This window comes from Pseudoduganella flava (genome assembly GCF_007830495.1).
In the GTDB taxonomy this organism is placed as follows: domain Bacteria; phylum Pseudomonadota; class Gammaproteobacteria; order Burkholderiales; family Burkholderiaceae_D; genus Rugamonas; species Rugamonas flava.
On sequence record NZ_VLKW01000011.1, the window covers coordinates 91,187 to 116,491 of the forward strand.

The window sequence follows — 25,305 nt, forward strand, 5'->3', positions numbered from 1 at the left end:
CACTATATCGCGCACGATTTGCGGCACGAACGGCGATTGCAGATTTTTACAAACGGCGCCAGGTTTGTACCGCTTGTAACGCCCATGTATCCAGACTGTTTCCATGGCCCCCCGCTAGACGGCGGCATCATGGCCTATCCATTAGCTGATCTATTCGTCAACCAGCACCGCGCATGGCGTCGCGGCCGTGCCTTGCGGCCGCGCCGCGTCGTTCCTTGGGGATGGCTGGGCGGCGCCGCGCTGGCGCTGCTCGGCGGCGGCCTGATTGGCGCGCATGCGCTGCGGATGGGTGCGCAAGGGGCACCGGACGAGGGCGCCGATGCGTTGCGCGCCGCCGCGCTGCTGCAGCCGGTGGTGCCGGGCGCCGTGTTCGCCGTGCCCGCGACGCCCGGCCTGACGATGCTGGCGCAACCCGGCGGCGCGATTGCGATCGCCAGCAAGATGCGGCCGGAGAAGGCTGTGCGCATCGACCTGTGCACGCAGGCGGTCGACGCAGCCGGGCGCTTGCTGCCGCTGCGCCTGGGTTATCGGGATGCGGATCTGGCGCGTTGGGCGGGCAGCGGCGGCATGCGCAACGTGCTGCTCGTCGCGCAAGGTTCGCCGGTCACCGCGGCGATGCCGGTGCTGACCTTGACCGGTCGCGGCGCCGAGCCGCTGGGCGTCGCATGGTCCGGTCATTCCGCCCGCTGGCTGGGCGACGGCGCCACGCTTGTGCAGGGCAGTACCGGTACCGCCACGTTGCGCGATGCGGGCTGGCTGGCCTGGCAGGGCGGCGCGCTGCAACTGACGCGCCGGGCCAGCGCGGCTTGCCCGCGTGGCGGCGAGCTGGTGGCCCGCCTGTACACGCCCGATGCGGCGCAGCGCGGCAATGCGCTCGTCACGGCGTTCTCGGTGGCCGGGGCGACGGCGGCAGCATGGCTGGCCCCCGGCAACTACGCGATTCCCGCCGTCGCCGCGCCTGAGCTGGAGGACGAGGCGCTGTTCGCGGGCCTGCAGGCCCGCGGCCTGGTGCGCCTGTCGGCCCAGGGCGCGATCGAACTGGCGCCACCCGACCTGCCGGAATGGCGCCGCGCGCCGGCGGACGCGCGTGCCGTCGACCTGGCGCAATGGCGCCACGTGCTGGTCGACGACACCACGCGCAAACTGCTGCGCCGGTTGTACCGCCAGGCCGACGGCGCCTACGTGCGCCAGCAGGTCGCGCTGTACAACAGCGAACGGGCGCTGCTCGCGTGGCGAGTGCGCGCCGGCGATGCGTCGCGCTGGCAGGCCGATGGCGCCGTGACGGCGGCCATGCCCCCGCATGCGGCACGCCTGACGGCCGCGCTGCCGCAGGGCTGGCAGCCGTGGACGCGGCTGGAAGCCGTGCCGCGCGGCGGCCGGGCGGTACCGCTCACGCTCGATCTTCCCGGTCCGGCGACAGGCCAGGAACGCTACGCGCTGCTGCTCGCTGGTCACCTGGCCGGTACGCCGCAAGGCGCGCTCGTACAGACGCGCGATGCGTGCGACGGCCGCGCATGCGCATCGCCCGCCGACCTGCGGCAATTGCTCGTGCAACCGCTGCCCGGCGCGCGCCGCGTCGTACTGCCCGTGACGGCGCTCGATGCGGCTGCGCTGGCGCGCCCCGGCGAACTTCAATATCGGCACCTACGCGTGGTTGCCGATCGCATCGTCTGGCAGCCGCTGCCGCGCACCGCGCCGGCCGCCCCGGCGGCGCAGCGCGGCGCCGCCAACGCGATCCTGCTGGCGGACCGCAACGGCACGCCGCTGTGGGCGGATGGCGTTACCACCCAGCCGGCCGCGCAGGCAGGGCTCGCGCCGCTGCTGGGCATCGGGCCCGATCACGCGAGCAGCGTGGCCGGCATGCTGGCCCGCGCCGGCACGGCAGGTCACGCCCGCCTGTCGCTCGACCTGCCGCTGCAGTCGCTGGCGCAGCAGGTGCTCGACTGCCTGGGCTGGCGCCAAGGGCACTGGTCGGGGCAGCGTTGCGAAGGGGGCGCGCCGGCGCCGCGGCGTAAGGCCGGCATTGTCGTGCTGGACGCGGAAAACGGCGACATCCTGGCCGCCGCAGGGGCCGGCCAACCGCACGTGGACGCGGGCAATTGGCGCGAGGCGCGCGACCTGGACCGCGCCAGCCCGGCCGACAGCCCGCTGCGCCTGCCCGCGTGGCAGCACGACGGCGGCGCCCACAACAGCCCCGGCTCCACGTTCAAGGTCGTCAGCGCACTGGGCCTGGAACTGGCCGCGCGCAGCGACAAGGACCTCGATGCGCTGCTGGCCGGCCAGCCCCTCGACGCCATCAACGGGCAGGCGCGCAGCCGCGGTTACGACTTCACGACGGCCGCGCCGACATATCCGGCGTCGGCGCACGGCGCCTACGTCACCAACTACCGCGAAGTGGGCATCGATGGCCGCGCCCAGCAGGGCCGGCTGGGGCTTGCGCAGGCGCTGACGTACAGCCTCAATACGTGGTTCGCCTGGACGGGCGAATGGTCCGACCGCACGTTGTTCGGCCGCCCGAGCGGCGGCATGCCGGATGCCCAGGCCCTGGAAGCCGGCGCGCTCGATGCGGCGCGGCCGATCGTCGCGGCCGCGCGCCGCCTCGGTTTCGAGCGCGTGCAGCGGCTCGATGGCGGCCTGCTGCCAGCCACGTTCCGCTGGAATGCCTACGATGCGCTACAGGCCACGCCGGCCGCGATCGACCCGGTGCACACCCGGCACGAGCTGCGCCAGATGAGCATCGGCCTGCGCATGCAGGCGACGCCACTGCAGATGGCGCTCGCTGCCGCCGCGGTCGGGCAGGGCGCCAGTGTGGCGCCGCGGCTGCTGCTGGAACTGGACGGCCGTGCCGCCGCCGCGCCGGACCTGGAAAAGCTCGACGTGCGCCTGGACCGCATCCGCGCCGGCATGAAGGGTGTGATCGACCGCGGCACCGCGGCGGGTGCCTTCCGCGCCTTGCCGTCGCAGGTGCGCGCGGGGCTGTACGGCAAGACGGGGACGGCGCCCGTCAGCGACGACAGCGCAACCGTCTGGTTCACCGGCTGGCTGGAACCGGGCAGCCTGCCGGGCCAGCGGCACAGGCTCGCATTCGCCGTCTATGCCAGCCATTCGGACGGCACCGGCGGCAGCCATGCGGCCCCCGTGATGGCGGCGCTGCTGGCCCGGCTGGCCGGCCAGAACGGTGAACAGAAGGGTAATCCGGCCTGTCCAGGGCCGAATGGTTCCTGCTCATCCATGCCATGATGGCATGTGCCCGTGGTTTGCCCGCCGATTTCCGGCGCGCGCGCGGGCACGGAGATATCATCGTGTCATGAGGCTGCCAGGAACGCGCTACCAGGAACCGGGTTGGGAACAGGTGAGGAAACTCCTCGGCCACGTGTCGCTCGTCGCGTTCCGGCAGTGCGACCTTGCCCAGCTGGGCGACGCGGCACAGCATGCGCCGATGCTGGACTGGTACACCGATGCGCTGGCCCATGCGCTGCGCGGGGCCAGTCAGTCGTTGCGCGGTGCGGCACCGGGCAACAGCTATGGCGACAGCGTCGGCGACCTGGCGCTTGGCCTCGTGTTCGAGCTGCAGGCGCAACCCGCGTACTTCGCGGCGTTTGCCGCGGCGGTGGCGGGCGAACACGCGAAGGCCGGGCCGTTCTGGCAGCACACCACCGGCGACGCGCTACTGCGCAAGAAGGTCAACGACATGTACGCGACGCTTCGCGACAAGGTCGATGCTGACAACTACGTGGCCGCCACCGGCCAGCCGTGCACACCGAACCGCATCTACACCTACCGCATGCTGGACATGGCCCATGCCGCGATCGCCCAGGTGTTCAACGGCTGGCCCGGCACGGCGCCGCAGGTCGCCGCGATCCTCGGCCGCCCGGCGGACGGCTTTCCGATCGAAGTGCGCCGCCTGAAGGGCGCGGCCACCTGCAAGGCCGAATGGGTGATCAACTGGAGCGCCACGCTGGAGCAGTTCACCGGCGCGCCCGGCCCGCTGCACACGAAGTCGAAGCGTTTCGCAAGCCTGCGCAACAGCCCCGAAAAGATCGGCGCGATGCTGGCCGAGATCGGCGACTACGAGGAGCTGTCGGCGAACCTCGATGGCGACGACTGGCGCCACGACCAGGAAGATGCCGCCGCGTGGCTGGACGACCTGGCGCGCGTGTCGCTCGAGGCCCGCGCGGGAGAGGCGGACCGCATCCTGCCGCCGCCGGAGGATGAAGCTGACGAAACCGACGAGCTTTGCGCCGCCCCCGGCTATGATGTGTTGCCGGGCTCCGCGTCCGCGCTGGCGGCCCTGCGTGACGAGGCGCTGCCGGTGCGGCTGGCCGTCTTCCTGAAACTGCTGGGGCCTGCGGACGACAGCTATCCGGACGAATGGCTGGACCGGGACACGGGCGAACTGCCCACCTTGCAGCGGCTGGCGCAACAGGGTGGCATGTCCGTGCCCACGCTGCGCAAGCGGCGCAACGCGGCGATCGCGCGACTGTACGGCGCCCGCCCCACTGGAGACGATGATGAACCCTGAGGCCAAACTGCAAGCCAAATTGCAAGAGCGCCTGCTGCTGGCCCGCGCGGTGCCGGGCGACCGGCTGCTGCTGGCCGATGCGACGCTGCAGGCCGCGCTGGACGGCACCCGTCCTTTGAGCCCGGCCGAACTGGCCGCGCTGAACGGCTCGCCCGTCACGCTGCGGCGCTTTCGCACGCTCGCGCTGGCGCGGCGCCAGGGCGCGTGGCAGACCAGCAGCGGCATGCTGCGCGCGGCCGACAGCGGCGCGCTGCCCATGCTGGCGACCGATGACGGCCTGTGGGCGCTGCACTTCGTGCCCGACGGGGAAGGCTGGCAGGTGGTGTTGACGCTAGACGCTGCCGCGCCGCCGGCAGCAAGCCTGCTGCGCGAACGCCCGCTGCTGCGCGTGACGGACGGCGCCGGCGCCATCGTGCTGCAAGGGCGGCTCGATGCGGATGGCGAGTGCGAGCGCCCCTGGCCGTTCGCGCTGGCGCCGGCCCGCCACTTCCAGCAGCATGGCGCCACGTTCGCCGTGACGGCGTTGCGATGAAACGCGAACCGACGCTCGGCGATGCGGCCCTGGTGGCCGCCCGCAGCGACGACGCGGCGCCGCCGGCCGGTGCCACGCTGGTGCTGTTCGCCCAGGACGGCCAGGCCCGCCGCCCCGTGGCGTTCGGCAGCCGGGCGGTCGTCCGTGCCCAGGGCGAGACGGCGTGGTGGTTCAAGCCCGGCCCATACGCGGTCGAAGTGGTGCCGTTCGCCGCCGCCCCGGAAAGCGGCCTGCGGCTGGACTTCGTCGTCGATGCGCCGGACCCGCGCCTGGCGCGCCAGCGTTTCGACCTGTTCCTGTTCAGCGAAGTGGCGGGGCAGGCCGACACCCTGGCGCTCGACGTGCTGACGGCCCGCATCGAACAGGCGCTGCGTGCCGCACTGGAGCAGGGCACGCTGGAGCTGCCGCCTTGCACCTCGCTGGCCGAGTGGAACGCGTTCCGCGCCGGCGTCAATGAATTGCTGTACACCCGCTTCGGCCTGACGGTCGACGACTGCGTGCCTGTCGACCTGGCGGACGTGGACTATGCCGATGTGCTGCGCCGCCGCGGCACCGCGGCCGCCGACATCGAGCTTGTCGTCGCGTCCGCACCGGTGCCGCCAGCACTGCCCGCCGCACCGCCCGACAATGCGCCGGCCGACGATGCCGCCGCGCTGCGCCGGCTGTTCCTCGAACTGCCCGAAGCGTCGCGCGCACTGCGCCAGCTGGACACGCCGGCCTTTGCCACGCGCCAGGCCTTGCTGCAGCGACTCGCGCTGGCGGCGCTGGACGTGGGTACGATGCCCGCCCTTGAATGGTCGGCGCCACGGATCGCGCGACCGGCCGAGGAACGCCGGCAGCTGGGCGCGGCGAGTGCCGCCGCGGCGCACGCGCTCGATGAGCTATGGGCGCTGCTGGCGCGCTTGAAACAATGCGGCGACGGCGGCGAGGAACTGGACCGCATCGTCGCGAATCTCGAATACCACCTGGCCGCGCGGCGCGGCACGCGGCCATGAAGGAGCACCGGATGCCCGCCACCACCGAATGCCGCACCGCGCTGCGCGATGGCCGCGTGCTGGGTGTGACCGCCACCGTGCGCCCCCGCGCCAACCGCGCCGAAGTGAAATGCGTCGTGCCCTGCGCACCGCAGTTGGCCGAGCGGATGCAGGAGGTTGTGCGTCTCGCGCGGCTGACGGAACACCGCTTCGACAGCCGCGTACAGGTCGTGCTGGGCCTGGACGTGGCCCCTGAACCGGGCGACCGCAACTGGGAACTGGCGGCCGTGCTGGCCGACCGCGTCGCGCGTGGCGTGTGGGCGCCGCCGCCCGGTGCCGAGCTGTATGCGCTGGGCTGGTCCGACGCATGGCAGCTCGGCCGCGTGGACGGTTACGACGCGCCGCCCGCGCTGCCCGCGCTGCTTGATACGGACGTGCTGCTGCTGGGCGGTGCCGACCTGACGCACCTCGGCGCGCTGACGGGCCATGCCGATCCGGCCGCCGCCGTGTCGTCCGTGCGGGCGTGGTTCCCGCTGCACAGCGGCGGCATCAACGATGCGCTGTCGTGGGTCGAGGTCAGCGTCTTTCCGCTGGACGGCGCGGTCGTCGATGAAGAGGAGACGATCGCCGTGCCGGGCGTGGATGCGGACGTGCAGGCCGCGGTGCGGCAGGCGCTGGCCGGCGCGCGGCATTTCGACGGCCGGGGCCTGGGCCGCTGGCGCACGGCGGTACGCTTCGGCGAGCCGCGCTTCGCCGGCGACTCGTACCAGCTGGCACTCGTGATGGCCGACCGGCTGGCGCGCGGGCGCGACTTCGTGCCGCGCGGGCGGCTGATCGCCAGCGGCACATCGAAGGCGTGGCATGCGGGGCGGGTCGATACGGTCGAGGGTTGCGCGGCCAAGACGGCGCTGATCCTCGCGCAAGCCGGGCAGGGTGACCGGGTGCTGCTGCCGGCCGCGTGGGAAAGCGAACTGCCCACGGGTTACGCGGCCGCGCTGCGCTCGCTGGGCGCGACGGTGGCCTGCGTGGAGCGGATCGGCATCATCTGAAAAACGCAAGTGCTGTTAGAATCGGCAGGCGGGCGATGTATAAAAAGCAAGGAGTGTGACATGTTCAAGATGTTCGGTATCGGCGGGGTGAAGTGCCCCCGCTGTGGCCAGCGCAACGGCGCGGACGGCTACTGCGCGCAGTGCGGGCTGTCGCTGGGCGCGCCGCGCAGCGAACCGGTGCTGGTCGATAACCGCTGGGTGCCCGCGGCCGACGAGCTGGCCGTGTACTTCGGCGTGCGCGAACTGTCCGGCATCTTCACGAAGACGCTGCGCGTGCCGCCCACCTCGCGCGCCTACATCCTGCAGGGCAGCACGGCCACCGAAGTGCCGCAGGGCGAGTACGAGCTGGAAGGCTTCTTCCAGCGCCTGAACAACCTGCTGCGCGACCAGCATGCCGAGATCCTGATCACCCGCACCACGCCTCTGCCGGTGGCGTTCGCGCTGGAGGACCTGGCCACCGCCGAGCACCTGAAGGTGGCGGCCAGCTTCACCGTCGGCGTCAAGGTCGAACACGTGGCCGCGTTTGCCCAGCATTTCATGACGGCGCCCGGCACCGTCACCACGCGCCACCTGCAGGAACTCCTGGCCCCGTCCGTGCGGCAGATCGCGGCGGAATTCGTCGGTGCCCGGTCGATCCGCGAGATGAGCACGAACCACGAGCTGCGGCTGCAGCTGGACGAGCGGCTGCAATCGGCGCTGAAGCTGCGCCTCGCCGAGTTCGGCCTCGCGGCCGTGCAGGTCGAGACGCTTGCGCTGCGGCACGACAAATACGACGCCAACCGCGCCCGCGTGGGCAGCCTGTGGCTGGTGGCGGACGAGCGCCATGCGCAGATCGAGCACACGAAGCACCTGGACGAGCTGTACGACGAGGAGGAATGGCAGGCCTTGCTGCGCGAAGAGCAGAAGGCACGCAGCGAGTACCGCCGCGCCGAGCTGCGCCAGGACGCTACGGTCGACAAGGCCGAGCTGTCGCTGCGCGAGGCGGAGCGGATGCAGGCGGTCCGCGCGCGCGAGATCGACCTGTATGCCCGCATCGTCGAGTCGCGCACCCGCAAGCAGGCCGTCGAGCGCGGCGCCGGTGCGGCGGCCGCCGAGCTGGAACACGAGCTGGCGCAGCGCGCCGCCACGCACGCGGGCGACGCGGCCGAATGGGAGCACGTGCGTCGTCTCGCGCAGATCCGCATGCGCACCGAGATGGAAGTGGCGCAGCAGCAGGCGGTGGAAGAGCGCGCGTTGGCCAAGCAGCGCTTCACGCACCAGCTGCACCTGCAGCAGATCCGCAACCAGATGGAACAGGCGCTGGCGATCGAGGATGAAACGCTGCGGCGCGGCGAGGCGCAGCGGCTGCGCCAGGCCGAGCAGGATGCGCAGCGGCGCGAGGCCGAGATCGAGGCACAGCATCACGCGGGCCGGCTGCACGCCGTGGAGCTGGCGAACCTGGCGCGCCGGCGCGAAGTGGAGCGGCTGCGCGAATGGGAAGAGGAGCTGCACGCCGCCCGCACCCGCGAGCTGGCGCGTGGCGAGGCGTTGAAGGATGCCGGTTCCCAGGTCGACGTGGCGCAGGTGACGGCCCGGCTCGACGAGTTGCGCCGCAGCGGCGCCAGCGCGGAAGCGCTGGCCCAGCACGAGAAGCTGCTGCGCACGATCGAAGCGGACGGCATCGCGCAGCGTCAGGCCCAGGCCATCGCGCACGAGGCGGAAGAAAACCGCGTGCTGCTGAAGCTGCGCGAGCACGAGGCGCAGTGGCAGCAGGAGCTGCGCCGCCTGGAGCTCGAGCGCGAAGAGCGCTATGCCAGGGCGCGCAGCGAATACGAGACGATGGTCGCGCAGCAGAACCATGCGGCCGAACTGGCGCGTATCGAGATCGAGCGGATCGAGGCGATCGGCAACCTGTCCGACACGGGCAAGGTGGCGTTGGCGCCGACGGCCAACGCGCAGGCGCTGGCCCAGCTGCTGAAGGTGCAGACGCATTCCGGCATGGGCGCCGACCAGCTGCAGGCGCTGGCATCCGTCGTCGCGGCCGAGAACAGCGTCAGCCCGCTCGAGGCGATGCGGCTGGCGCAGCAAACCGTGGCCGACGAGCGCGCCCGCGCCGACGCGCAGCAGGACAAGGACCGCCAGCACCAGCTCGAGCTGCTGAAACTGCAGAATGCGACCCATGCGAACGCGCTGGCATCGCAGATGCAACTCGGCGTGGGCGTGGCCCAGGCAGGCGCTCCCGTGCATCACCATCACGCGCCCGCGCAGGCCGGCGTGCGCTGCTGCGTGAACGGCCACCCGGCCCCGGCGGACAAGCCGGAAGCCAAATTCTGTGCGGAATGCGGCGTGCCGCTGCAGCGCTGAGGAAGCGACAGCGAATCGATGCAGACGGCAAGGGAAAAAATCCGCGAATTGCGTGCTCTCCACGAAGACGGGCTGCTGTCGGCGGACGAATTCGAACGGCGCAAGAACGCGATCCTGGACGCGGAGTACACGCCCGGCGGCACCGCGCCGCCATTGCCCGCCAAGCAGGGCACGGAACTGGGCCTGATGGCTGGCCAGGAAATCGGCCCGCAGAACCGGCGCTATCGGCTCGAACGGCTGATCGGCATGGGCGGCACGGGGCAGGTGTGGCAGGCGGTCGACCTGGCCACGCATGCGGAACTGGGCCACAGCGAGCTGGTGGCGCTGAAGGTGCTGCCGCCGGCGCTGACGCAAAGCCCGGCCCACGCCCGCCTCCTCGTCGAGGAGGCCACGCAAGCGCGCCGCCTCGCGCACGACAACATCGTCCGGGTCTACGAATGGGCGCAGGACCCGGCCACCGGCAGCTACTTCATCATCATGGAATGCCTGGAAGGCCAGGACCTCGATGGGTGGCTGGCCGCGCACGGCCCGGTGCCGTTCGGCGAGGTCGAACGCATCCTGCGGCCTGTCGCCAGCGCGCTGCAGTATGCGTGGGACAAGCACCGGCTCGTCCACCGCGACCTGAAGCCCGGTAACGTATTCCTCACGGTTCACGACGAAATCAAGCTGCTGGACTTCGGCATCGCCGCGCGCCAGCGCGACGCGGGCGCCGGCCTGCCGCAGGTGCCGAATGCCGGCACGGCGGGCTACCGCGCACCGGAGACGGGCACGGAGCAGGGCACGCCGACGCCGAAGCTGGACGTGTATGCGGTGGCCGTAATGGTCTACCAGATGCTGGCCGGCGCAATGCCGTTCGACGCCACGCGCTCCGCGCAAATCCCCGTTGCTGCGCCGCCGGGCCTGAACGACGATCAATGGCGCGTGCTGCAGAAGGGCTTCGCGTTCGACGCGGACGAGCGCTTCGACTCGGTGACGGCGCTGCTGGACGCGCTGCGGCGCGCCGCCGGCCCATCGCCGGAGGAGCTGGCCGCGCAGGCCGAGGCGGCGCGGCTGGAGGCGGAGCGGCGCGAGCACGAGCGCCAGCGCGCCCAGCTGAAGGAAGCGCAGGAACGCTTGCATGCGGAGCAGCGTGCGATGGAGCAGGCCAAGGCTGCCGAGGCGGCCGAGCAGCGCTGGCTCGAAATCCAGCGGCAGATGGAGCTCGTCACGCGGCGCAAGGCCGAGGCGCAAGCTGCCGCGCTGCAAAAGGCGCGCGACGACGAGGCAAGGCGCGAGCTGGAACGGCAGAAGAAGCGCGAAGCGGAGGCGGCGGCCGCGGCGCGCAAGGAATCCCTGCGCCAGCAGCTGATCGCGCGGCGCGATGCCGATGCGGCCAAGGCGCGTGCGCTGGAAGAGGAAAAGCAGCGCAAGACGGCGCTGCTGCGCGCGCAGGCGGCCTACAAGGCGGAGCAGGACCGCGAACGGCTGCGCCAGGCCGCACGCAACGCGGCCGAACTGGCGCGGCTGATGCCGACGCCGGCCAGCCCCGTGGCCGACCCGAGCGGCGTGCTGCGCGACCGCTTCGTCGACGGCAGCGGCGTCGCGCCGGACCTCGTGTTGATCCCGACGGGCGAATTCCTGATGGGCGGCACCGACAGCGAGCACGCGGTGGCGTTGAAGGCGGGCTCGCAACAGGCCTGGCTCGACCGCGAAAAGCCCGTGCACCGGGTGGCGATCGCGCAGCCGTTCGCGCTGGGCCGCTACCCCGTCACCGTCGGCGAATGGCGCCGCTTCGTGAAGGCCACCGCATGGGAACCGGCGCTGGACATCGACTGGAAATCGCCCGGCTTCGAGCAGGACGACTGGCATCCCGTCGTCGGCATCAGCTGGCACGACGCGCAGCAGTACTGCCAGTGGCTGACCTTGATGACCGGCGCGCACTACTGCCTGCCGTCCGAAGCGCAATGGGAATACGCGTGCCGGGCCGGCACGGCGACGGCGTTCTCGTTCGGCGACGAGATCGGCGCCGAGTACGCGAACTACGACGGCCACTTCACGTACGGGAAGGGCGTGCGCGGCGAATTCCGCGGCGGCACGACAAAGGTGGGCAGCTTCCAGCCGAACCCGTGGGGCCTGTACGACATGCACGGCAACGTGTGGGAATGGACGCAGGACGTCGCGCACGAAAGCTACGAAGGCGCGCCCACGGACGGCTCGGCGTGGGAAGACCGCGGCGACCAGGCCCGCCGCATCGTGCGCGGCGGCGCATGGCTGTACCAGCCGCGCTACCTGCGCTCGGCCGTGCGGAACGGTTATTCGGCGGTGCTGTCCAATGACGTTGTCGGGTTCCGGGTGGTGCGGAGGCTGGGATGAGCGATCGGCTGACGATCGTGCGGCATGGCAGTGGCGACGATGTGCTGCTCGAAGCGGCAGCCGCGCGTGCGCCGCTGTACTTTCGCACCGGCGTGCACTGGAGCGAGGCCGATCTGCTGCGGCAGGCCGCGCAGCTGCGCGCTTTCCTCGCGCAGGTGCCGGCGCCGGCCGGGCAGACGCGCTTTGCGCTGGCGTTCGGCGTGGACGACTATCGCTACTTGCGGCTGACATTCGACGTCCACCCGATGGGGCAGGTGGACGTGACCGTGTCGATGCAGGACAACTTCGGCGACACGGCGCGGCCGCGGTTCGATCGGTGCACGCTGCACTTGGACACCGATGTGGCGAGCCTGGACCGCTTCGCCGCGGAGCTGGCCGGCATCATGGCGGACGAGGCCCCTCGCGCGGAGTTGGCTGTCCGCTAGCGTACTCCCCATTCCGGGAGTAGGCAGCCCGCCCGGAACGGTGTACATTCCGCAAAGATTAATCTCACTGCAAGGAATGCCATGCCGATCATCGTCCGCCGCGACCATACCCAACCGATGCGCCACCTCGTCCACGTGCGCAACCACCTGATTCCCGCCGACGTGTCCGGCGAAGAGGGTGGCGCGGACGCGGGGCCGTCGCCGCACGACCTGTACGATGCGGCGCTCTCGTCGTGCAAGGCATTGACGGTGCTGTGGTACGCCAAGCGCAAGAACATCCCCGTCGACGACATCCAGGTCTCCACCCAGCGCGACGACAGCGAAGAGCGCAAAGGCGTGTACCGCCTCGCCGTGACCCTGCACCTGACGGGCGACCTCACCGACGCGCAACGCGAAGAGCTGCTGGCCGTGGCCGAGAAGTGCCCGGTGCACAAGCTGATGTCGACCGTGAAGACCGAAGTGACGACCACGCTGGAGTGAAGCCATGAACATCGCGCACCTGATCAAGGGCCACGACAAGGACCTGGGCGGCGGCTTCATCGTGCGCCGCTACCTGCCTTCCGTGATCAAGCAGGCCGTCGGCCCGTTCATCTTCTTCGACCACTTCGGTCCGATCGACGTGCCGCTGGACGCGAACCACGACGTGCGCCCCCATCCGCACATCGGCCTGGCCACCGTCACGTACCTGTTCGAAGGCGCGATGGACCACCGCGACAGCCTCAGCACGTTCCAGCGCATCGAGCCGGGCGCGATCAACTGGATGACGGCCGGGCGCGGCATCGTCCATTCCGAACGGGCGCCGGTCGACCTGAAGGGCAAGCCGCACCGCATGCATGGCCTGCAGCTGTGGGCGGCGCTGCCGAAAGCGAACGAAGAGGACGAGCCGCATTTCTCGCACACGCCGGCTGCCGCGATCCCCGAATTCGCCGTCGCGGGCGCCACCGTCCGCGTGTTGATCGGCAGCGCGTTCGGCCAGACGTCACCGGTGCCGACGTACATGGAGACGCTGTACCTGGACGTCGAACTGCCCGCCGGCGAGGAAATCGAACTGCCCGCATTGCCGGCGGAGGCGGCGATTTATTGCGTCATCGGCAGCGTGGAGATCGACGGCGTGGCCGTCCCCGTCAACACGATGTCGCTGCTGGACACGGCGACCCCGCCGCGCGTCAAGGCATCGCAAGCGGCGCGCTTTGTCGTCATCGGCGGCGCGCCGCTCGATGGGCATCGTTTCATGTTCTGGAACTTCGTGTCGTCGTCGAAGGAGCGGCTGGTGCAGGCGGCGGAAGACTGGGAGGCGGAGCGTTTTCCGCAGGTGCCCGGCGAGACGGAGCGCATTCCGCTGCCGAACAAGCCGAAGCCGCAGGGGACATATTTGTGACGGCATGCGCCGCATAATCCGTCGCATGCGGGTGCCCTGGAAGGCCGTGCTTGCCGCGACGCTGTTGTTGGCGGCGAGTGCCGCCCGAGCGGGCTCCCCGCACGACGTTTATACGTTGCCATGGCCGGACAAGAAGCTCCAGCTGACGTACCACACCTGCGGCTGCGCCGATTCGTGCTGGGTTGCCGAATTGCGGGAGCGGCGCACGAAGCGGCTGATGGCGAAGCTGCGGTGCGACTGCGAGCGGCTGCTGTTCTCGCGCAGCCCGGCCTTCCAGGAGACGGTAGTGGCACCTTCCTGCGATGCCTTCAATGACGGCAGCGACAAGAATGGCAGGATCGTTGCCGAGATGAAGCGGCTGGTCGACGCCGAACCGGCCAGTCCGATCGGGTCCGTGATGATGCTGAAAGATCGCACACTCGTGATGGATCTGCGCGCGGAAACGGGCGGTGCGGTCGGTCATGGCCAGTTCGTCTACACACCGAACGATGCCGAGTACGCCGGGATCGTCAAACACGTCGGAGGCTTGAAACCCGGTGAGGAAAAGCCGGTTCCGCCGTTCGTCGACGCGAAGTGACGTCGTCACCCGATGCGTGGAAGGACGTTGCAGGCGCCGCGGCTCTTGCTTCCGGTCGGGCCAGGATCGCCCTGCAGGGAGTTGTCACCACCATCTATCGTAATACACCGCCGTCACGGTAAATGGACCAGGCAAGGGCCAAGCCAAATAAAACACATCGTACAAGCTCAATACAACGAGCGTCAGGAGGCCGATGACGCAGCCGCCTGCGATCAGCGCGGCAGCGCACCGCCGCGCCGCCCGTCCCGGCAGGCGTTCCATCAGCTTGACGAGGTGGCGCGCGACCCAGCCGTACAGCAGCAGGTTGACGCCCAGCGGGACGAGGAACACTTCTGTTGCGAGCGACGCGGCCGGAAGCCGCGCGTGCCATGGCAACGGGAAGCCGGCATACGTCGTGTCGGCGCCGTCCAGGGCCAGCTCGTAGCGCAGCGAAACGAATGCCAGCAGCATCACCATTGCCGCGGCAAACGCGAGCGTCCTGAGTGGTTTCGGCATCATCGAGGTCTCCTGACAGAGGCGATGCCGTCAACGGCGTGTCGCACGTGATGGCAATGCTCGCCGGCGGCGACGAGACCGTGCGCAGCGCGCGCTGGGCGGCCGGCGCATGCTCCCGTCATGCCGTCGCTACACATGGGCTCTCCGATCGAATTGCATTCTCGCTGCCTCCACCCGGCCGCTATTCTCGATCGCCCAGCGCGCCAGCACCTCCACGGGCCCCAGCACGTCCTGGCCCAGCTTCGTCAGCTCATAGTCCACCCGCGGCGGAATCGTCGGCGTCACGGTGCGCAGCACATAGCCATCCCGTTCCAGTCCCCGCAATGTGGACGTCAGCACCTTTTGCGAAATGGATCCGAGACTGCGTTTCAACTCGCTGAAACGCATCGTCCCCCGCGACAGCATCGCGATCGTCAGGATGGACCATTTGTCGCCGACGCGTGCCAGCACGTCGCCGACGGACTGGCATGCATCGGCCGGAAGATCGGCGAAATCCGTCACGCATCGCGTGCCGGCGGTGACTTTGAGGTGACTTGGTTTCTTCAAGGTGCTTTCTTGTGCAAATGGTTGGTCACTCATAGTATCTCAGTTTCCAAAAGTAACCGCCATTTGGATGTCCCGGTGGCGGCATGCGACGAACCGATGGGAGGTGCAGTGATCGACGTGGAAAGCAAGGACTTGGTGCTGGTAACAGGGGGAACCGGCTATGTGGCGGGGTGGATGATCGCGGGGCTGCTGCGCAACGGATACCGGGTGCGCACGACGCTGCGCGATCCCGGCAAACAAGGCGCGGTGAAGAAGGCGGTCGAGGGTGCGGTGGGCGACACGGGCAATCGATTGACCTTTGCCACCGCCGATCTGCTGCGGGACGACGGCTGGACCGGAGCGGCCGATGGCTGCCGGTATGTGGTTCATGTCGCATCGCCGATGGGGCAGGGTGCGTCGCGGGGCACGGATCTCGTCGGTCCGGCACGCGATGGCACGCTGCGCGTGCTGCGGGCCGCCGCGGCCGCCGGTGTGGAACGCGTGGTGTGCACGTCGTCCGGCCTGGCGGCGCGAACACCCACGGTGCCTGGCGAGCGGCAGCCGCTGGCGGACGAGAACACCTGGACCGATCCCGCGGAACCGGGCCTCGACGAGTACGCCCGCTCGAAAGTGCTTGCCGAGCGGGCCGCGTGGGACTTCATCCGCGGCGACAAGTCCGGCATGACGCTGACGACCGTGCTGCCCGGCCTGATCGTCGGCGCGGCGATGACGCGGCATGTTTCACCGTCGCTGGAGCTGGTGGCAAGGTTCATCACGGGGAAGGTGCCGGCAATCCCTCATGTCGGCTTTTCCATCACGGACGTGCACGATCTCGTCGACCTGCACATCCGGGCGATGAGCCACCCCGCGGCTGCGAACCAGCGGCTCATCGCCGCAGGCGATTTCCTGTGGTTTGCGGATATCGCGCAGGCGCTGCGCGAGGCGTTCCCGGACCGTGCACACGCTATCCCGAAACGGCGCTTGCCCGACTGGATCATGCGGGCGTCGGCCCTGTTCAGCGCGGAGGCGCGGTTCATGGTGCCGCTATTGGGCAAGCGGCGCGAGTTCGATACGGGGAGGACGGCGCAGCTGCTGCAATGGCGCCCGGCGCCATCGCGGGACGCGGTGATCCGGTGCGCACGCAGCCTAGTCGAGAACGGGATCGTGTAGCAGTCGACAGCTCGCCGCGCCCTGGCGGTGCGGGCGGCCGGCGTTACGCCGTCTGCATCTCCGCCACGGTGCGATGCTCGACACCGCTCGTGCGAATGATCCAGCTCTCCGGATATGCCTCGCTGGCAAAACGCGTGTGCTGCGGGATGCGCGCCAGCTTGTCCAGCTGCGCCTGCGGGCCCAGCGCCGTTTCCTTGCCCGTCACGGCGTCCAGCTGCCAGAAGCCGCCGTTGTGGTGGAACAGCAGCGGCAGCGCGGCGGCGATCGGTGCGGCCTGCATGCGGCGCAGCGGGTAGCCGGGGTGAGTGTCAGGTGCGAGCACGACGAAGCACTCGGCGCGCGCGCCGTCGTCGATGCGGTGCAGGATCACGCCGTGCGGCATCAGGGCCGTCACTTCCAGCACGACGATGCCCTTGATGTTGGCCGACAGTTCGATCTTCATGCCGAGGCGCAGCGCGACCGGCTTGTGCTTGCCGGGCCAGACGCCGTCCAGCAGCAGGCCGTAGCGCGACACGTCCTCGATCTCGAAGCCGTGCGCGCCGCGTCGGATCACGGCGTGGCGGCCGGACAGGCGGCGCGTCAGGCCCGCGGCATCGATGCCGTCCGGGCCGTAGTGCGACAGCAGCGCATGCGCTTCCGGGTCGACGATTTCCATCCGGCCGAACACGCATTCGTCCAGCGCGAACAGGCGGATGTGGCGCTGCGCGCCGGCCTCCGGTGCCGCGTTGACGAAGCTTGCGCTGCGGCTCGGGTGCGGGTGGGCAGGGCCCGTGTGCGGCATGTCGATCTCGATCAGGTCCTCGTCCCACGCGATCGTCGAGAAGCCCAGGTCCACCTTGCCCTGCGGCGCGCCCAGGTCCAGGTGGGCGATGCCGGCGTTGCGGGCGGTGACGTCGATGTCCATGCTGCCGCCGCCATGGCCGCTGCGGTCAGCGACCCTGGCGATCGACGCGTCGTCGGCCATGACGCGCACGTTCTTGTGCGTCGACAGGAAGATGCGGTGGATTTCCGTCAGCGTCGCGTCCAGGCGCGGCACCAGGATCACGAACGTGCATTCCCATTTGCGCGCGGGCTGGCCGGGCACTTGCGACAGGACTTCCGTGTGGATCTGGTATTGGCCGTGCTCGCGGTCGCGCGACGAGAATTCGACGAACACGGGACGCCAGTCGCCGTCCACGGAGCGGACGAACTGCTGGCGCGACGCGCCGTTCGGGATCAGTTCCGACGACAGCTTGATGGCCAGCTGCGGCGCGCACTGTTCGGGCATGCCGCGCAATTCTATCTTCAGCGTCTGGCGGCCGCCGGCGGCGCGCGGGTCGAAGCCGCTGATGTGCAGCTGCGGGCGTACGCGGATCGGCGTGGCGTAGTTGGCGACGGGAGCGGCTTCCTGCACGGCCGCGGGACCGGGCACGCGCGCGTTGCGCATGGAAGCCAGCAGTTCGTAGCTGGACTGCCCGGTGGCTTGCCCCGGCTGTGCCGCGTCCACCTCTGGCGTTGCCGCGGGCTGGCCATGGCCCGCCTCGCAGACGTGCCGACCCGGCGCGACCCAGTAGGTGCAGTGCGGGTGTTCGGGGTTACGGCATGTATTCATGGGAGGCCACGGACGAGATAAGCAAGACTTTACGCGCTTTTCCCTGCCGTTGGCAACTCGGCGTTGCCCGAAACAGCACTGCTTTTCTGCCCGTATTCTCCGGCGGCCGCCTGCCGATGTCGAACCCTTAATCTTGTCTAGATGGCCATCATCGTTCCGCGGCGGCGCGCAGCCACAGGCTGCTGGCCCAGCCCAGCGCCGGGCCGGCCCCGCCGTCATAGCGGATCTGCCACCAATCGCCCTGGCGCTGGCCGGTCGGCGTCACGTAGGCACCCGCCGGTACGACGCTCAAGCGCGCCGCCGCGACGCCCGCACCGTCGCGTACATTCAGGTCGCGGTGCACGCGATAGCGCTGGCCCGGCCGCGGCAGCTCGGCGGCGATGTGTTGCGCCGGCACGTCACCTTGCATCATGCTGCCGTTGGTCAGCGCGCTGGAAAAGGGCAGCGGCGCGGCCGCCGCGAAGTACAGCAGCAGAGCACCGCACGCCCACGTGCCGCCGCCGACGATGACGAGGCCGCGTGCGGTCGGGCGGCGCCACCAGTGCGCCGGCGTCAGGAACGACGCGAGCACCAGCGTCATCGCCAGGCCGATCAGGTAGGCGAGGGCGCCGCCGTATTGCGTGATCATCGGCGTCTCCATCACGCGTCGAAGCGCAGCACGTAGTGGCCGGCGACGATGTGGTGGCCCGGCGGCAGCACGAACGGTTTATCCTCATCGAGCGCGCCGCCGATCGTGCCGATAAAGCGCAGCTGGGCATCGAGGTGGTACAGCGCCTGCGTGGCGGACTGCCGGGTCACGGTCAGCCCCTGCGCGCTGGCTTCGAACGCGAACGCGGTGCGCGACAGGCCGATGCGGTCCGGGCTGGCCGGCACCGTCGCATCGTCGCGGCCCAGCAGGCGCGGCACGTCCAGCACGCGCAACGTCGCCAGCGCCGCGCTGCCGCGCCCGAAGCTGCCCTGCGTGACGGGCGCCGCGATGGGCACCGGCAGCATCACCAATGCCGCGTAGCGTTCCGCCATCTGGGGCGGCACTTGCGCGAGCTTGATGCTGCGCTCACCGGCAGGTGCGAACGCGGCGGGGACGTCGATGCGTTCGCGGCCCGCGGGTGTCACGGCGTGCAGCGTGTCGTCCGCCTCCACGACGAACGTCAGCGCGGCGTCACCGGCGGCGGACAGCGTCAGCGTCTGGTCGAACGGTACGGACAGCGACGTCGCGCCGGTGCTGCGGTAGCGGGACAGGCGCGGCAGCGCGATCGCGGCCAGCGTCATGCGCTGGCGCGCGCCCGGTGCGAACGTGGCGTCGCTGCCTTCGGGCCGGAAGGCCGGCCGGCTTGGGGCCAGCGGCACGGCCGTCGCTTCGTCCGGCGCGATGGCCGGGACATGCGCGGCGGGCCGGGCGGCGCGCGGCTGCCAGACGGCCGGCGGCGCGGGCATCGCGGCAGGCGCCGGGGGGGCCTTCGCAGCGCTGCCGCTGCGCGCCACCTTCAGCAGCAGCCGCTTGCCCTGCGGGTCGTGCTTGCGCGTGATGACGTAATAGCCGAGCCGCTCGTCGAGCCGGCAATCGAGTGCATCCTTCGGCCGCACCTGCAGCACCGGCTGCGCGTCGGGCCCTTCGTTGATGAGTAATAGCGTGCCGTGCGAACCGAACGGCCAGAACGGCGCCGTGCTCTCGTCGATGACGGCCAGCCGCTGGTTCGGGTAGACGGGGCAGACGGGCTTCCACACGGCCGAGTCGGACGACGCGCTGACGTGGAACAGCACCTTCTCGTCCGGCGCCGGAAGGTACACGGCATGGCCGAAGCGCACTTCGATCTCGCCCGGCTGCAGGTCGTCCGCGCCGGTGACGTGGTAGCGCACCTGGTCGGCGCCCAGCAGGTCGCCGAAGTCCTTCTGGTGCAGCGTGGCCAGCGTGTCGGCCAGCTCGCGGGCGCGGTTGCCGCGCGTGAGGTGGTAATCGTCGTCGACGTCTTCCTGCGGCAGGCGCAACGTCACGTGGGCGAAGCAGCGCGTGGCGGCGCGGCCGCGGTGTTCGCGCGGGCAGCGTTCCAGCAGGTCGCGCAGTAGCGGGCGGCGCGCGAACAGCGCCAGCCCGGGCGCCTGCCAGATCGCCTCGGCGTTGAAGACGTCGGGAATCCGGCCCAGGACTTCGTGTTGGACATAGATCGGCATGGCTTACTCCGGGTTATTCGTGCGTTGGATCGGGCTGCGTGGCAGCGGCGTGGATGCCTAGCAGGGGGAGGAGGAAAAACAGCAAGTGGCTGCCGCCGGCGGAAAGAAAACTCATCGGCTGGCCCATCACGGGCAGGATCGCCAGATTGGTCCCCCACGACAGCAGCAGGTGGCCGGCCACGAACGCCGCGCCGCCGCACAGCGTGAACGCCTGCAGCCGCAGCAGCCACGCGTGGCGGAAACCGCGTGCTTCCGCACCGGCCCGGGCGCGGCCCACCGCTGCGTGGACGAGGCCCGCGACCAGCGCCGCTTGCGCAGCCCACAGCACCAGCGCCGCCGCCAGGCCATGCCGGTGCAGCAGGAAGGACGGCGCGAAATCGTCCTGCACGGCCGGCAGCGCCATCACGCCGCCGCCGGCCTGGCCCAGCGACACCACGCCGAGCAGGCCGTCGGCACCGAGCCAGCCGCCGGCCGCGATCGCGGCGGCACCTTGCTGCAATTGCTGGCCCGTGTGCGGATGGCGCGCCGGCTCCAGCCAGACCTGGAAGCGGTCGGCATAGAACGACGACGGCAAGCCGTCCGGCCCCGCCTCGCGCAGCGCGGCCACGCCGGCAATGCCCGCCAGCGCGACACTTGCCAGCAGCGCGGCGGCCAGCCAGCGCCGCGCGGCGAGGGCGTAGGCAAAGGCCATCGCACCGGTCCACAGCGCCAGCAGGATCAGCGGCGAGTAATCGTCCACCTGCACCAGCGCCGCGCCCAGCAGCGCGAGGAACAGCAGTGCCGGCGCGATCAGCCGCAGCCAGCGTGCGCCATGGCCCGGCTGCTCGCGATGGTCGGCGCGCCAGCCCATCCGCAGCGCCAGGCAGTGCGCCGTCAGCAATGTCAACACGAGCTTGGCCGGTTCGACGGGCTGCATGTCGAACACGCCCGTCTCGTCGCCCCACAGCACCTGGGCGGCCAGCAACAGCAGCGCGCAGCCGGCCGCCCCAAGCAGCAGCCATTCGATGCGGCGTTGGGATGCCAGCACGCCGGCACCATACTGCCGCCACAACGCGATCGCGCCGCTGCCTGCCGCCAGCAGTGCCGCCGTTTTGCGGTAATAGCGCAGCCAGTCCGTGTCGAGGCCACCGAGCCCCAGGTCGAGTTGGCACAGCAGGCCGGCCGCGATCAGCAGCAGCGCGGCACCGGCGCCGGCCGAGACGCGCCCCGGCTGCACGAGCCACGTGCCGATCGCCGCTGCGGCCAGCAACAGCGCGCAGCCCGCCGATGGCGGATCGCCGCCGCGTTGGGCCAACAGTGCGGCGGTGCCAGCCAGCAGCACCGCGGCGGCGGCCGGGCCGCGCAGCAGGCCTGCCAGCGGAGCAATGCGGGAATGCAGGCGGGAGCGCAAGCGGCGCTCTTCCCGCAGGTCGTGGACGGGATGCAGGATATTGCCGCGCCGCCGGCCGGGCCGCGGCGCAAGGCGCGCAATGGCGCCCAGGAGCACCGCCGCGAGCACGGTCAGCGTCCACGTGAACGGACTGCCTTGCCACAGCGTGCGCTGGCGCCAGTCCCACGCGACCTGCGGGGGCAGCTTGTTTTCCGGTACGGCGTACAGCGCGATGCGGCGCGCCGGTGTCAACGTCAGCGCGCCGCCGTCGACGGCCACGCCATAGCGCGTGCGGCCCAAGGTCAGCGCCTGCACGCCGGCCAGCGGGCGCTCGTCGTCGCGCAGGTTGGCGCCGCCGGCCAGCACGGGCACGGCGCTCCCTGGCGCGGCGGTCAGCTGCAGCCCGGCGGCGCCGCGGGTTACCTGCGCGCTGCCGGCATCGACATCGGCCAGGCCGATGCGATTGCCGCAATGGAGGTTGCCACCAAAGACGAGCGGCCGGGCGATCGTCAACGCTGGCGGAACAATGCGGTTCCACAGCGCGGCAACCGTGGCGGCCAGCGGGGCATCCGGGCAGGATGGCTGTGCAACGCCGTCGCGATGGACGGTCGCGCCGTCGTAGCGCCACTGCGCGCGGCCATCCGTGAATGCGATCGTGCGGTCGTCCGCCTGCCGCACGGTGAAGGCCTGTGCGCCGATGCGGAAGGTGCGCAGCGATGCGACGGGCACGGTGCCAGGCCGGACCTCGCTGCCGTCGCGCCGCAGCAAGGGCGGGCGGCCGGCACCGGTAGCACGCAACGTCCAGCCGCCATCCGGACGGCGACCCAGCACGACGCGGCTGGCATCGGCCTGCACGGCCGCCAGCTCGGCGCCGCCCAGCGTGACCGACGCACCGGGCGTGAGCCGGACCGCGATCGACGCGGGCAGCCACATCGCCGGGGCGCGCAGCAGCGCAAACAGCTGCAGCCCGAACAACGCGGCCAGCAGGGGCACCAGCAGGGGCACCAGCGGGCGGCGGCTCATGCCCATCCTTCCAGTGTGGCGGCGCTGCTGCGCACCAGCGCTGCGCGCCCGCCCAGGCCCGCGCGCACGGCGGCCAGCAGGCGGCTGATGTGCAGCGCATTGCGGGGGCGTTCCTCGGGCGCCGCGGCCAGCAGGGTACGCAGCAGGTCGAGGGCGGGATGGCATGCCGCGGGCGGCACCGCGGCGGCGAACAGCGCGGCCTCGTCGTCGGCCAGCACCGGCGGCAGCGGGCCGCGGTCCAGCAGCGCGAGGGCGCCGTCCGACAGGTGCTCGCGGTACGCATCGCCGCACGCGGCGCACCAGCGCAGCGGCGTGCCGGTGGCGAGGAAGTAGCACAGCGCGCCGAGGGCAAAGTAATCGCTGTGGCGGCCCGTCGCGTAGCCGCCGCCGGCCGCCGGGAAGAACTGTTCCGGCGCCTGCCAGTTCGCGGTGCCGCAATAGCTGTGCGCCTGCGCGGCTTCCAGCAGACGGTTGGTGCCGAAGTCGGCCAGCTTGACGGTGCCGGATGCCGCGTCGACCAGCACGTTCGCCGGTTTCAGGTCCAGGTAGCGCCAGCCGTATTGATGCACTTTCGCGAGCGCCTGATTCAGTTGGCCCACCCAGTCGAGTACCTGCTCGAAATCGGGGCCGTCGACCTGGGCGCGACGGCGCGCCACGTGGCGGCCCAGGTCACCATCCATCAGTTCCAGTGCCAGCACGGGCAGGCCGTCATGCCAGCCGGAGTCCACCAGCCGGACGATGTGCCGGCCATCCCACGGCTGCAGCGATTGAAGGAACGTGATCTCGTTGCAGGCGCTGGCGATCCACCGTTCGCGCTGGCCGGGCAGGGCGCGCCCCATCTGCTCCTCGTTGATGCGCTTGATGGCCACGTCCGGCGTTCCGGGCGGCCCGGACGCGCGCCAGATCGTGCCGTAGACGGACGCGCCGATCTGGTCTTGCAGGCGGTAGTGGCCGCGTTCGAGGGCGAGGGTGGTTTCGGAAGCTGGCATCGTTGTTCAATGTGGATGATCCGATGCGAGCTAGCGGGGGGAGCGGGAAACGGCAGCGGGTGAGAAGAGTGGCCGCCACAAAATGTTCAACTTGCGCAATGCGCTAACGGACTCGTACACTTAACCGTTCAATACATTTGACCTTCGCCCGGAGCCGGCTTGCCCGACATTCCCCCAGCATGTTTAACGCACGCTTCATATCGAAATTCATCTTTGGCACAAGCGCGAGAGCTTTGGCCCGCACAGGACGCCAGCTCGCTGCGCAGTTGGATCGTGTGGCGGCGGATCTCCCGGTAAAGTCCGATGAGTGCACGACTCTGCTTTGGGAAGCTGATGTGGTTCGCGCGAAATCCGACGATGCCGAGCGCAAATGCGGTGTTTCCCCTTCTCTTCGCGAGTCAGTGCTACTGCGTACCCGTGTTAATGGCATTTATGCGAATTATCCCGAGCTGATCGATCAATTGAAGGCGTTCCATGCTGCATACGACGAGCAAGCGGGGCAGCATAGGTAATCTCATCGACGGCTGACCTCCTAGCGATAGCATCAAGTAAATGGTGATCGATTCGGGCTGGGTTGCAGCCGTTCCGATGTCGCTCAAAATGAAAAAAGCCCGGCATCGCCGGGCTTTCCAACATCAACAGCGTGGCCGCATCAACGATAGTGGCCGTAACCATGGCCGCGGCCATGGTGGTGATGATGGTAGCGCGGTTCCTCGTAGTAGTACTCGCGCACGACCGGGCGGCGCTCGACGACGTACACGGGTTCCGGGCGCACATAGCGTACGCGCGGCGGTTCGTAGTAGACCGGTGCCGGTTCGTAGTACACGGGCTGCGGCTGCGCGTACACGCGCGTCTGGGCATAGCCATAGCCGCGGTCGCGGTGGCGGCGGTCGTCCGAGCTGATCGCGTTGCCGACGGCTGCGCCGACGACGCCACCGACGACGGTGCCGGTCGTCCCGTTACCCGTCTGGCTGCCGATCGCCGCGCCGATCACGGCGCCGGCGGCGGTGTTGAAGGCGCGGTCGCCGGCGGCAAGGGCGGCGGAAGACGTCGTGACGGCGGCACCCAGCAGCAGCACGGTTGCGATGTTCTTGATCATGATATTTCCCCCTTTTTTGCGTGGCGGACCGGGATTCGGATGTAACTCGGTCACAAGGCCGTTTCGTATGGAGGAACTGTACCCGAGCACAATTGAAGCGCTAAGCGCGCATACAGATTTTTACAAACGGGACCGTCAACGTCACAAAAATCGTGTCAACCAAACAAGGGGGTCATGCGTACAGCCGCTCCCACTCGTGCCGCAGAAGGCTCATCACGGTCACGTCCTCGTAGCGGCCGTTGATGAAGAACGCCTCGCGCAGCACCCCCTCGGCCGTGAAGCCGCATTTCTCGGCAACCCGCACGGAGGCGATGTTGCGGGGCGCGGCCAGCACCTCCAGCCGGTGCCACGTGTGCACGCGGAACAGGTAATCGGCCAGCATCCGCAGCGCTTCCGTCGTGTAGCCGCGGCCCGCCAGGTCGCGGTCGAACAGCCGGTATCCGATTTCGCGGCTGGTCGGCGTGCGCGACTTGAAATGGGTGATGACGCCGACGATGTGGTGGTACTGGTCCTCGACGACGAACAGTTCGCTGTCTTCCGTGACGAAGCCGTTCTGCACGAACTCCTTGCGCATCGCTTCAGGCGACTTGAAGTGGCTGGAAAAGTAATCCCCTCGCGACGGCAGGTCGTTGACCAGCGCGATGAACGTGTTCAGGTCCGTGTTCAGCAGGTGCCGCACGGTGCAGAGAGGTCCCTTCAGCATACCTTCATGCTATGCGATGC

21 protein-coding genes are annotated in these 25,305 nt (G+C 70.0%); 12 read left to right on the forward strand and 9 right to left on the reverse strand.

Annotated elements, in window-relative coordinates; translation table 11 throughout:
* Positions 1-129 precede the first annotated feature (129 nt).
* The 11 genes from IP92_RS23795 (at position 130) to IP92_RS23845 (ending at position 14,152) form a co-directional block, all read left to right on the forward strand.
* Entirely contained in the window at positions 130-3,240 is a 3,111-nt protein-coding gene (locus tag IP92_RS23795; protein ID WP_145879944.1) for a penicillin-binding transpeptidase domain-containing protein, read from the forward strand.
* 67 nt (positions 3,241-3,307) lie between these two features.
* Positions 3,308-4,522, forward strand: a complete 1,215-nt coding sequence (locus tag IP92_RS23800; protein WP_145879947.1) for a hypothetical protein — start codon at positions 3,308-3,310, stop codon at positions 4,520-4,522.
* Positions 4,509-5,054 (forward strand): hypothetical protein, encoded by a 546-nt coding sequence (locus tag IP92_RS23805; protein WP_145879949.1) that lies wholly within the window; start codon positions 4,509-4,511, stop codon positions 5,052-5,054. Before IP92_RS23800 ends, IP92_RS23805 begins: the two co-directional genes overlap by 14 nt.
* Positions 5,051-6,049 (forward strand): hypothetical protein, encoded by a 999-nt coding sequence (locus IP92_RS23810; protein ID WP_145879951.1) that lies wholly within the window; start codon positions 5,051-5,053, stop codon positions 6,047-6,049. Before IP92_RS23805 ends, IP92_RS23810 begins: the two co-directional genes overlap by 4 nt.
* Before the next feature lie 11 nt (positions 6,050-6,060).
* On the forward strand, positions 6,061-7,077 hold the full coding sequence (locus IP92_RS23815) for a hypothetical protein (protein WP_229418943.1): 1,017 nt from the start codon (positions 6,061-6,063) through the stop codon (positions 7,075-7,077).
* A gap of 60 nt (positions 7,078-7,137) precedes the next feature.
* Positions 7,138-9,420 carry a hypothetical protein gene (locus IP92_RS23820; RefSeq protein WP_145879956.1) on the forward strand — a complete coding sequence of 761 codons (2,283 nt, stop codon included), beginning with the start codon at positions 7,138-7,140 and terminating at the stop codon, positions 9,418-9,420.
* A gap of 48 nt (positions 9,421-9,468) precedes the next feature.
* Positions 9,469-11,772, forward strand: a complete 2,304-nt coding sequence (locus IP92_RS23825) for a bifunctional serine/threonine-protein kinase/formylglycine-generating enzyme family protein (protein WP_307724870.1) — start codon at positions 9,469-9,471, stop codon at positions 11,770-11,772.
* A complete protein-coding gene (locus IP92_RS23830) occupies positions 11,769-12,197 on the forward strand; it encodes a hypothetical protein (protein WP_145879959.1) in 429 nt (142 codons plus the stop codon). Before IP92_RS23825 ends, IP92_RS23830 begins: the two co-directional genes overlap by 4 nt.
* A gap of 81 nt (positions 12,198-12,278) precedes the next feature.
* Positions 12,279-12,677, forward strand: coding sequence for an OsmC family protein (locus IP92_RS23835; protein ID WP_145879961.1), 399 nt, complete (start codon positions 12,279-12,281; stop codon positions 12,675-12,677).
* 4 nt (positions 12,678-12,681) lie between these two features.
* The gene (locus IP92_RS23840) at positions 12,682-13,575 is read left to right on the forward strand and encodes a pirin family protein (protein ID WP_145879963.1); all 894 of its coding nucleotides are present in this window, start codon (positions 12,682-12,684) and stop codon (positions 13,573-13,575) included.
* Positions 13,576-13,579: 4 nt separating this feature from the next.
* The gene (locus IP92_RS23845; protein ID WP_145879965.1) at positions 13,580-14,152 is read left to right on the forward strand and encodes a hypothetical protein; all 573 of its coding nucleotides are present in this window, start codon (positions 13,580-13,582) and stop codon (positions 14,150-14,152) included.
* Positions 14,153-14,236: 84 nt separating this feature from the next.
* Here the strand turns inward: IP92_RS23845 and IP92_RS23850 are convergent, their stop codons facing one another.
* Together IP92_RS23850 and IP92_RS23855 are read right to left on the reverse strand one after the other, a co-directional pair.
* On the reverse strand, positions 14,237-14,650 hold the full coding sequence (locus IP92_RS23850; protein ID WP_145879968.1) for a hypothetical protein: 414 nt from the start codon (positions 14,648-14,650) through the stop codon (positions 14,237-14,239).
* Positions 14,651-14,776: 126 nt separating this feature from the next.
* Positions 14,777-15,226, reverse strand: coding sequence for a winged helix-turn-helix transcriptional regulator (locus tag IP92_RS23855; protein WP_145879970.1), 450 nt, complete (start codon positions 15,224-15,226; stop codon positions 14,777-14,779).
* Positions 15,227-15,301: 75 nt separating this feature from the next.
* On the opposite strand from IP92_RS23855, the gene IP92_RS23860 reads away from it, so the two are divergent.
* Entirely contained in the window at positions 15,302-16,342 is a 1,041-nt protein-coding gene (locus tag IP92_RS23860; protein WP_199271859.1) for an NAD-dependent epimerase/dehydratase family protein, read from the forward strand.
* A gap of 43 nt (positions 16,343-16,385) precedes the next feature.
* Here the strand turns inward: IP92_RS23860 and IP92_RS23865 are convergent, their stop codons facing one another.
* The 7 genes from IP92_RS23865 to IP92_RS23895 all read right to left on the reverse strand — a co-directional run bounded on the left by IP92_RS23865 (position 16,386) and on the right by IP92_RS23895 (position 25,285).
* The gene (locus IP92_RS23865; protein ID WP_145879973.1) at positions 16,386-17,933 is read right to left on the reverse strand and encodes an FHA domain-containing protein; all 1,548 of its coding nucleotides are present in this window, start codon (positions 17,931-17,933) and stop codon (positions 16,386-16,388) included.
* Positions 17,934-18,081: 148 nt separating this feature from the next.
* Complete coding sequence (locus tag IP92_RS23870) at positions 18,082-18,561, reverse strand: SH3 domain-containing protein (RefSeq protein ID WP_145879975.1); 480 nt, start codon at positions 18,559-18,561, stop codon at positions 18,082-18,084.
* Between the two features lie 11 nt (positions 18,562-18,572).
* Positions 18,573-20,102, reverse strand: coding sequence for a hypothetical protein (locus IP92_RS23875; protein WP_145879977.1), 1,530 nt, complete (start codon positions 20,100-20,102; stop codon positions 18,573-18,575).
* A gap of 13 nt (positions 20,103-20,115) precedes the next feature.
* Entirely contained in the window at positions 20,116-22,494 is a 2,379-nt protein-coding gene (locus IP92_RS30745; RefSeq protein WP_371860968.1) for an FtsW/RodA/SpoVE family cell cycle protein, read from the reverse strand.
* The gene (locus IP92_RS23885; RefSeq protein ID WP_145879979.1) at positions 22,491-23,483 is read right to left on the reverse strand and encodes a serine/threonine-protein kinase; all 993 of its coding nucleotides are present in this window, start codon (positions 23,481-23,483) and stop codon (positions 22,491-22,493) included. The genes IP92_RS30745 and IP92_RS23885 overlap by 4 nt, the downstream gene beginning before the upstream one ends.
* Positions 23,484-24,135: 652 nt before the next feature.
* Entirely contained in the window at positions 24,136-24,582 is a 447-nt protein-coding gene (locus tag IP92_RS23890) for a glycine zipper domain-containing protein (protein ID WP_145879981.1), read from the reverse strand.
* A 172-nt stretch (positions 24,583-24,754) separates the two neighbouring features.
* Complete coding sequence (locus IP92_RS23895; RefSeq protein ID WP_145879983.1) at positions 24,755-25,285, reverse strand: GNAT family N-acetyltransferase; 531 nt, start codon at positions 25,283-25,285, stop codon at positions 24,755-24,757.
* Positions 25,286-25,305 lie beyond the last annotated feature (20 nt).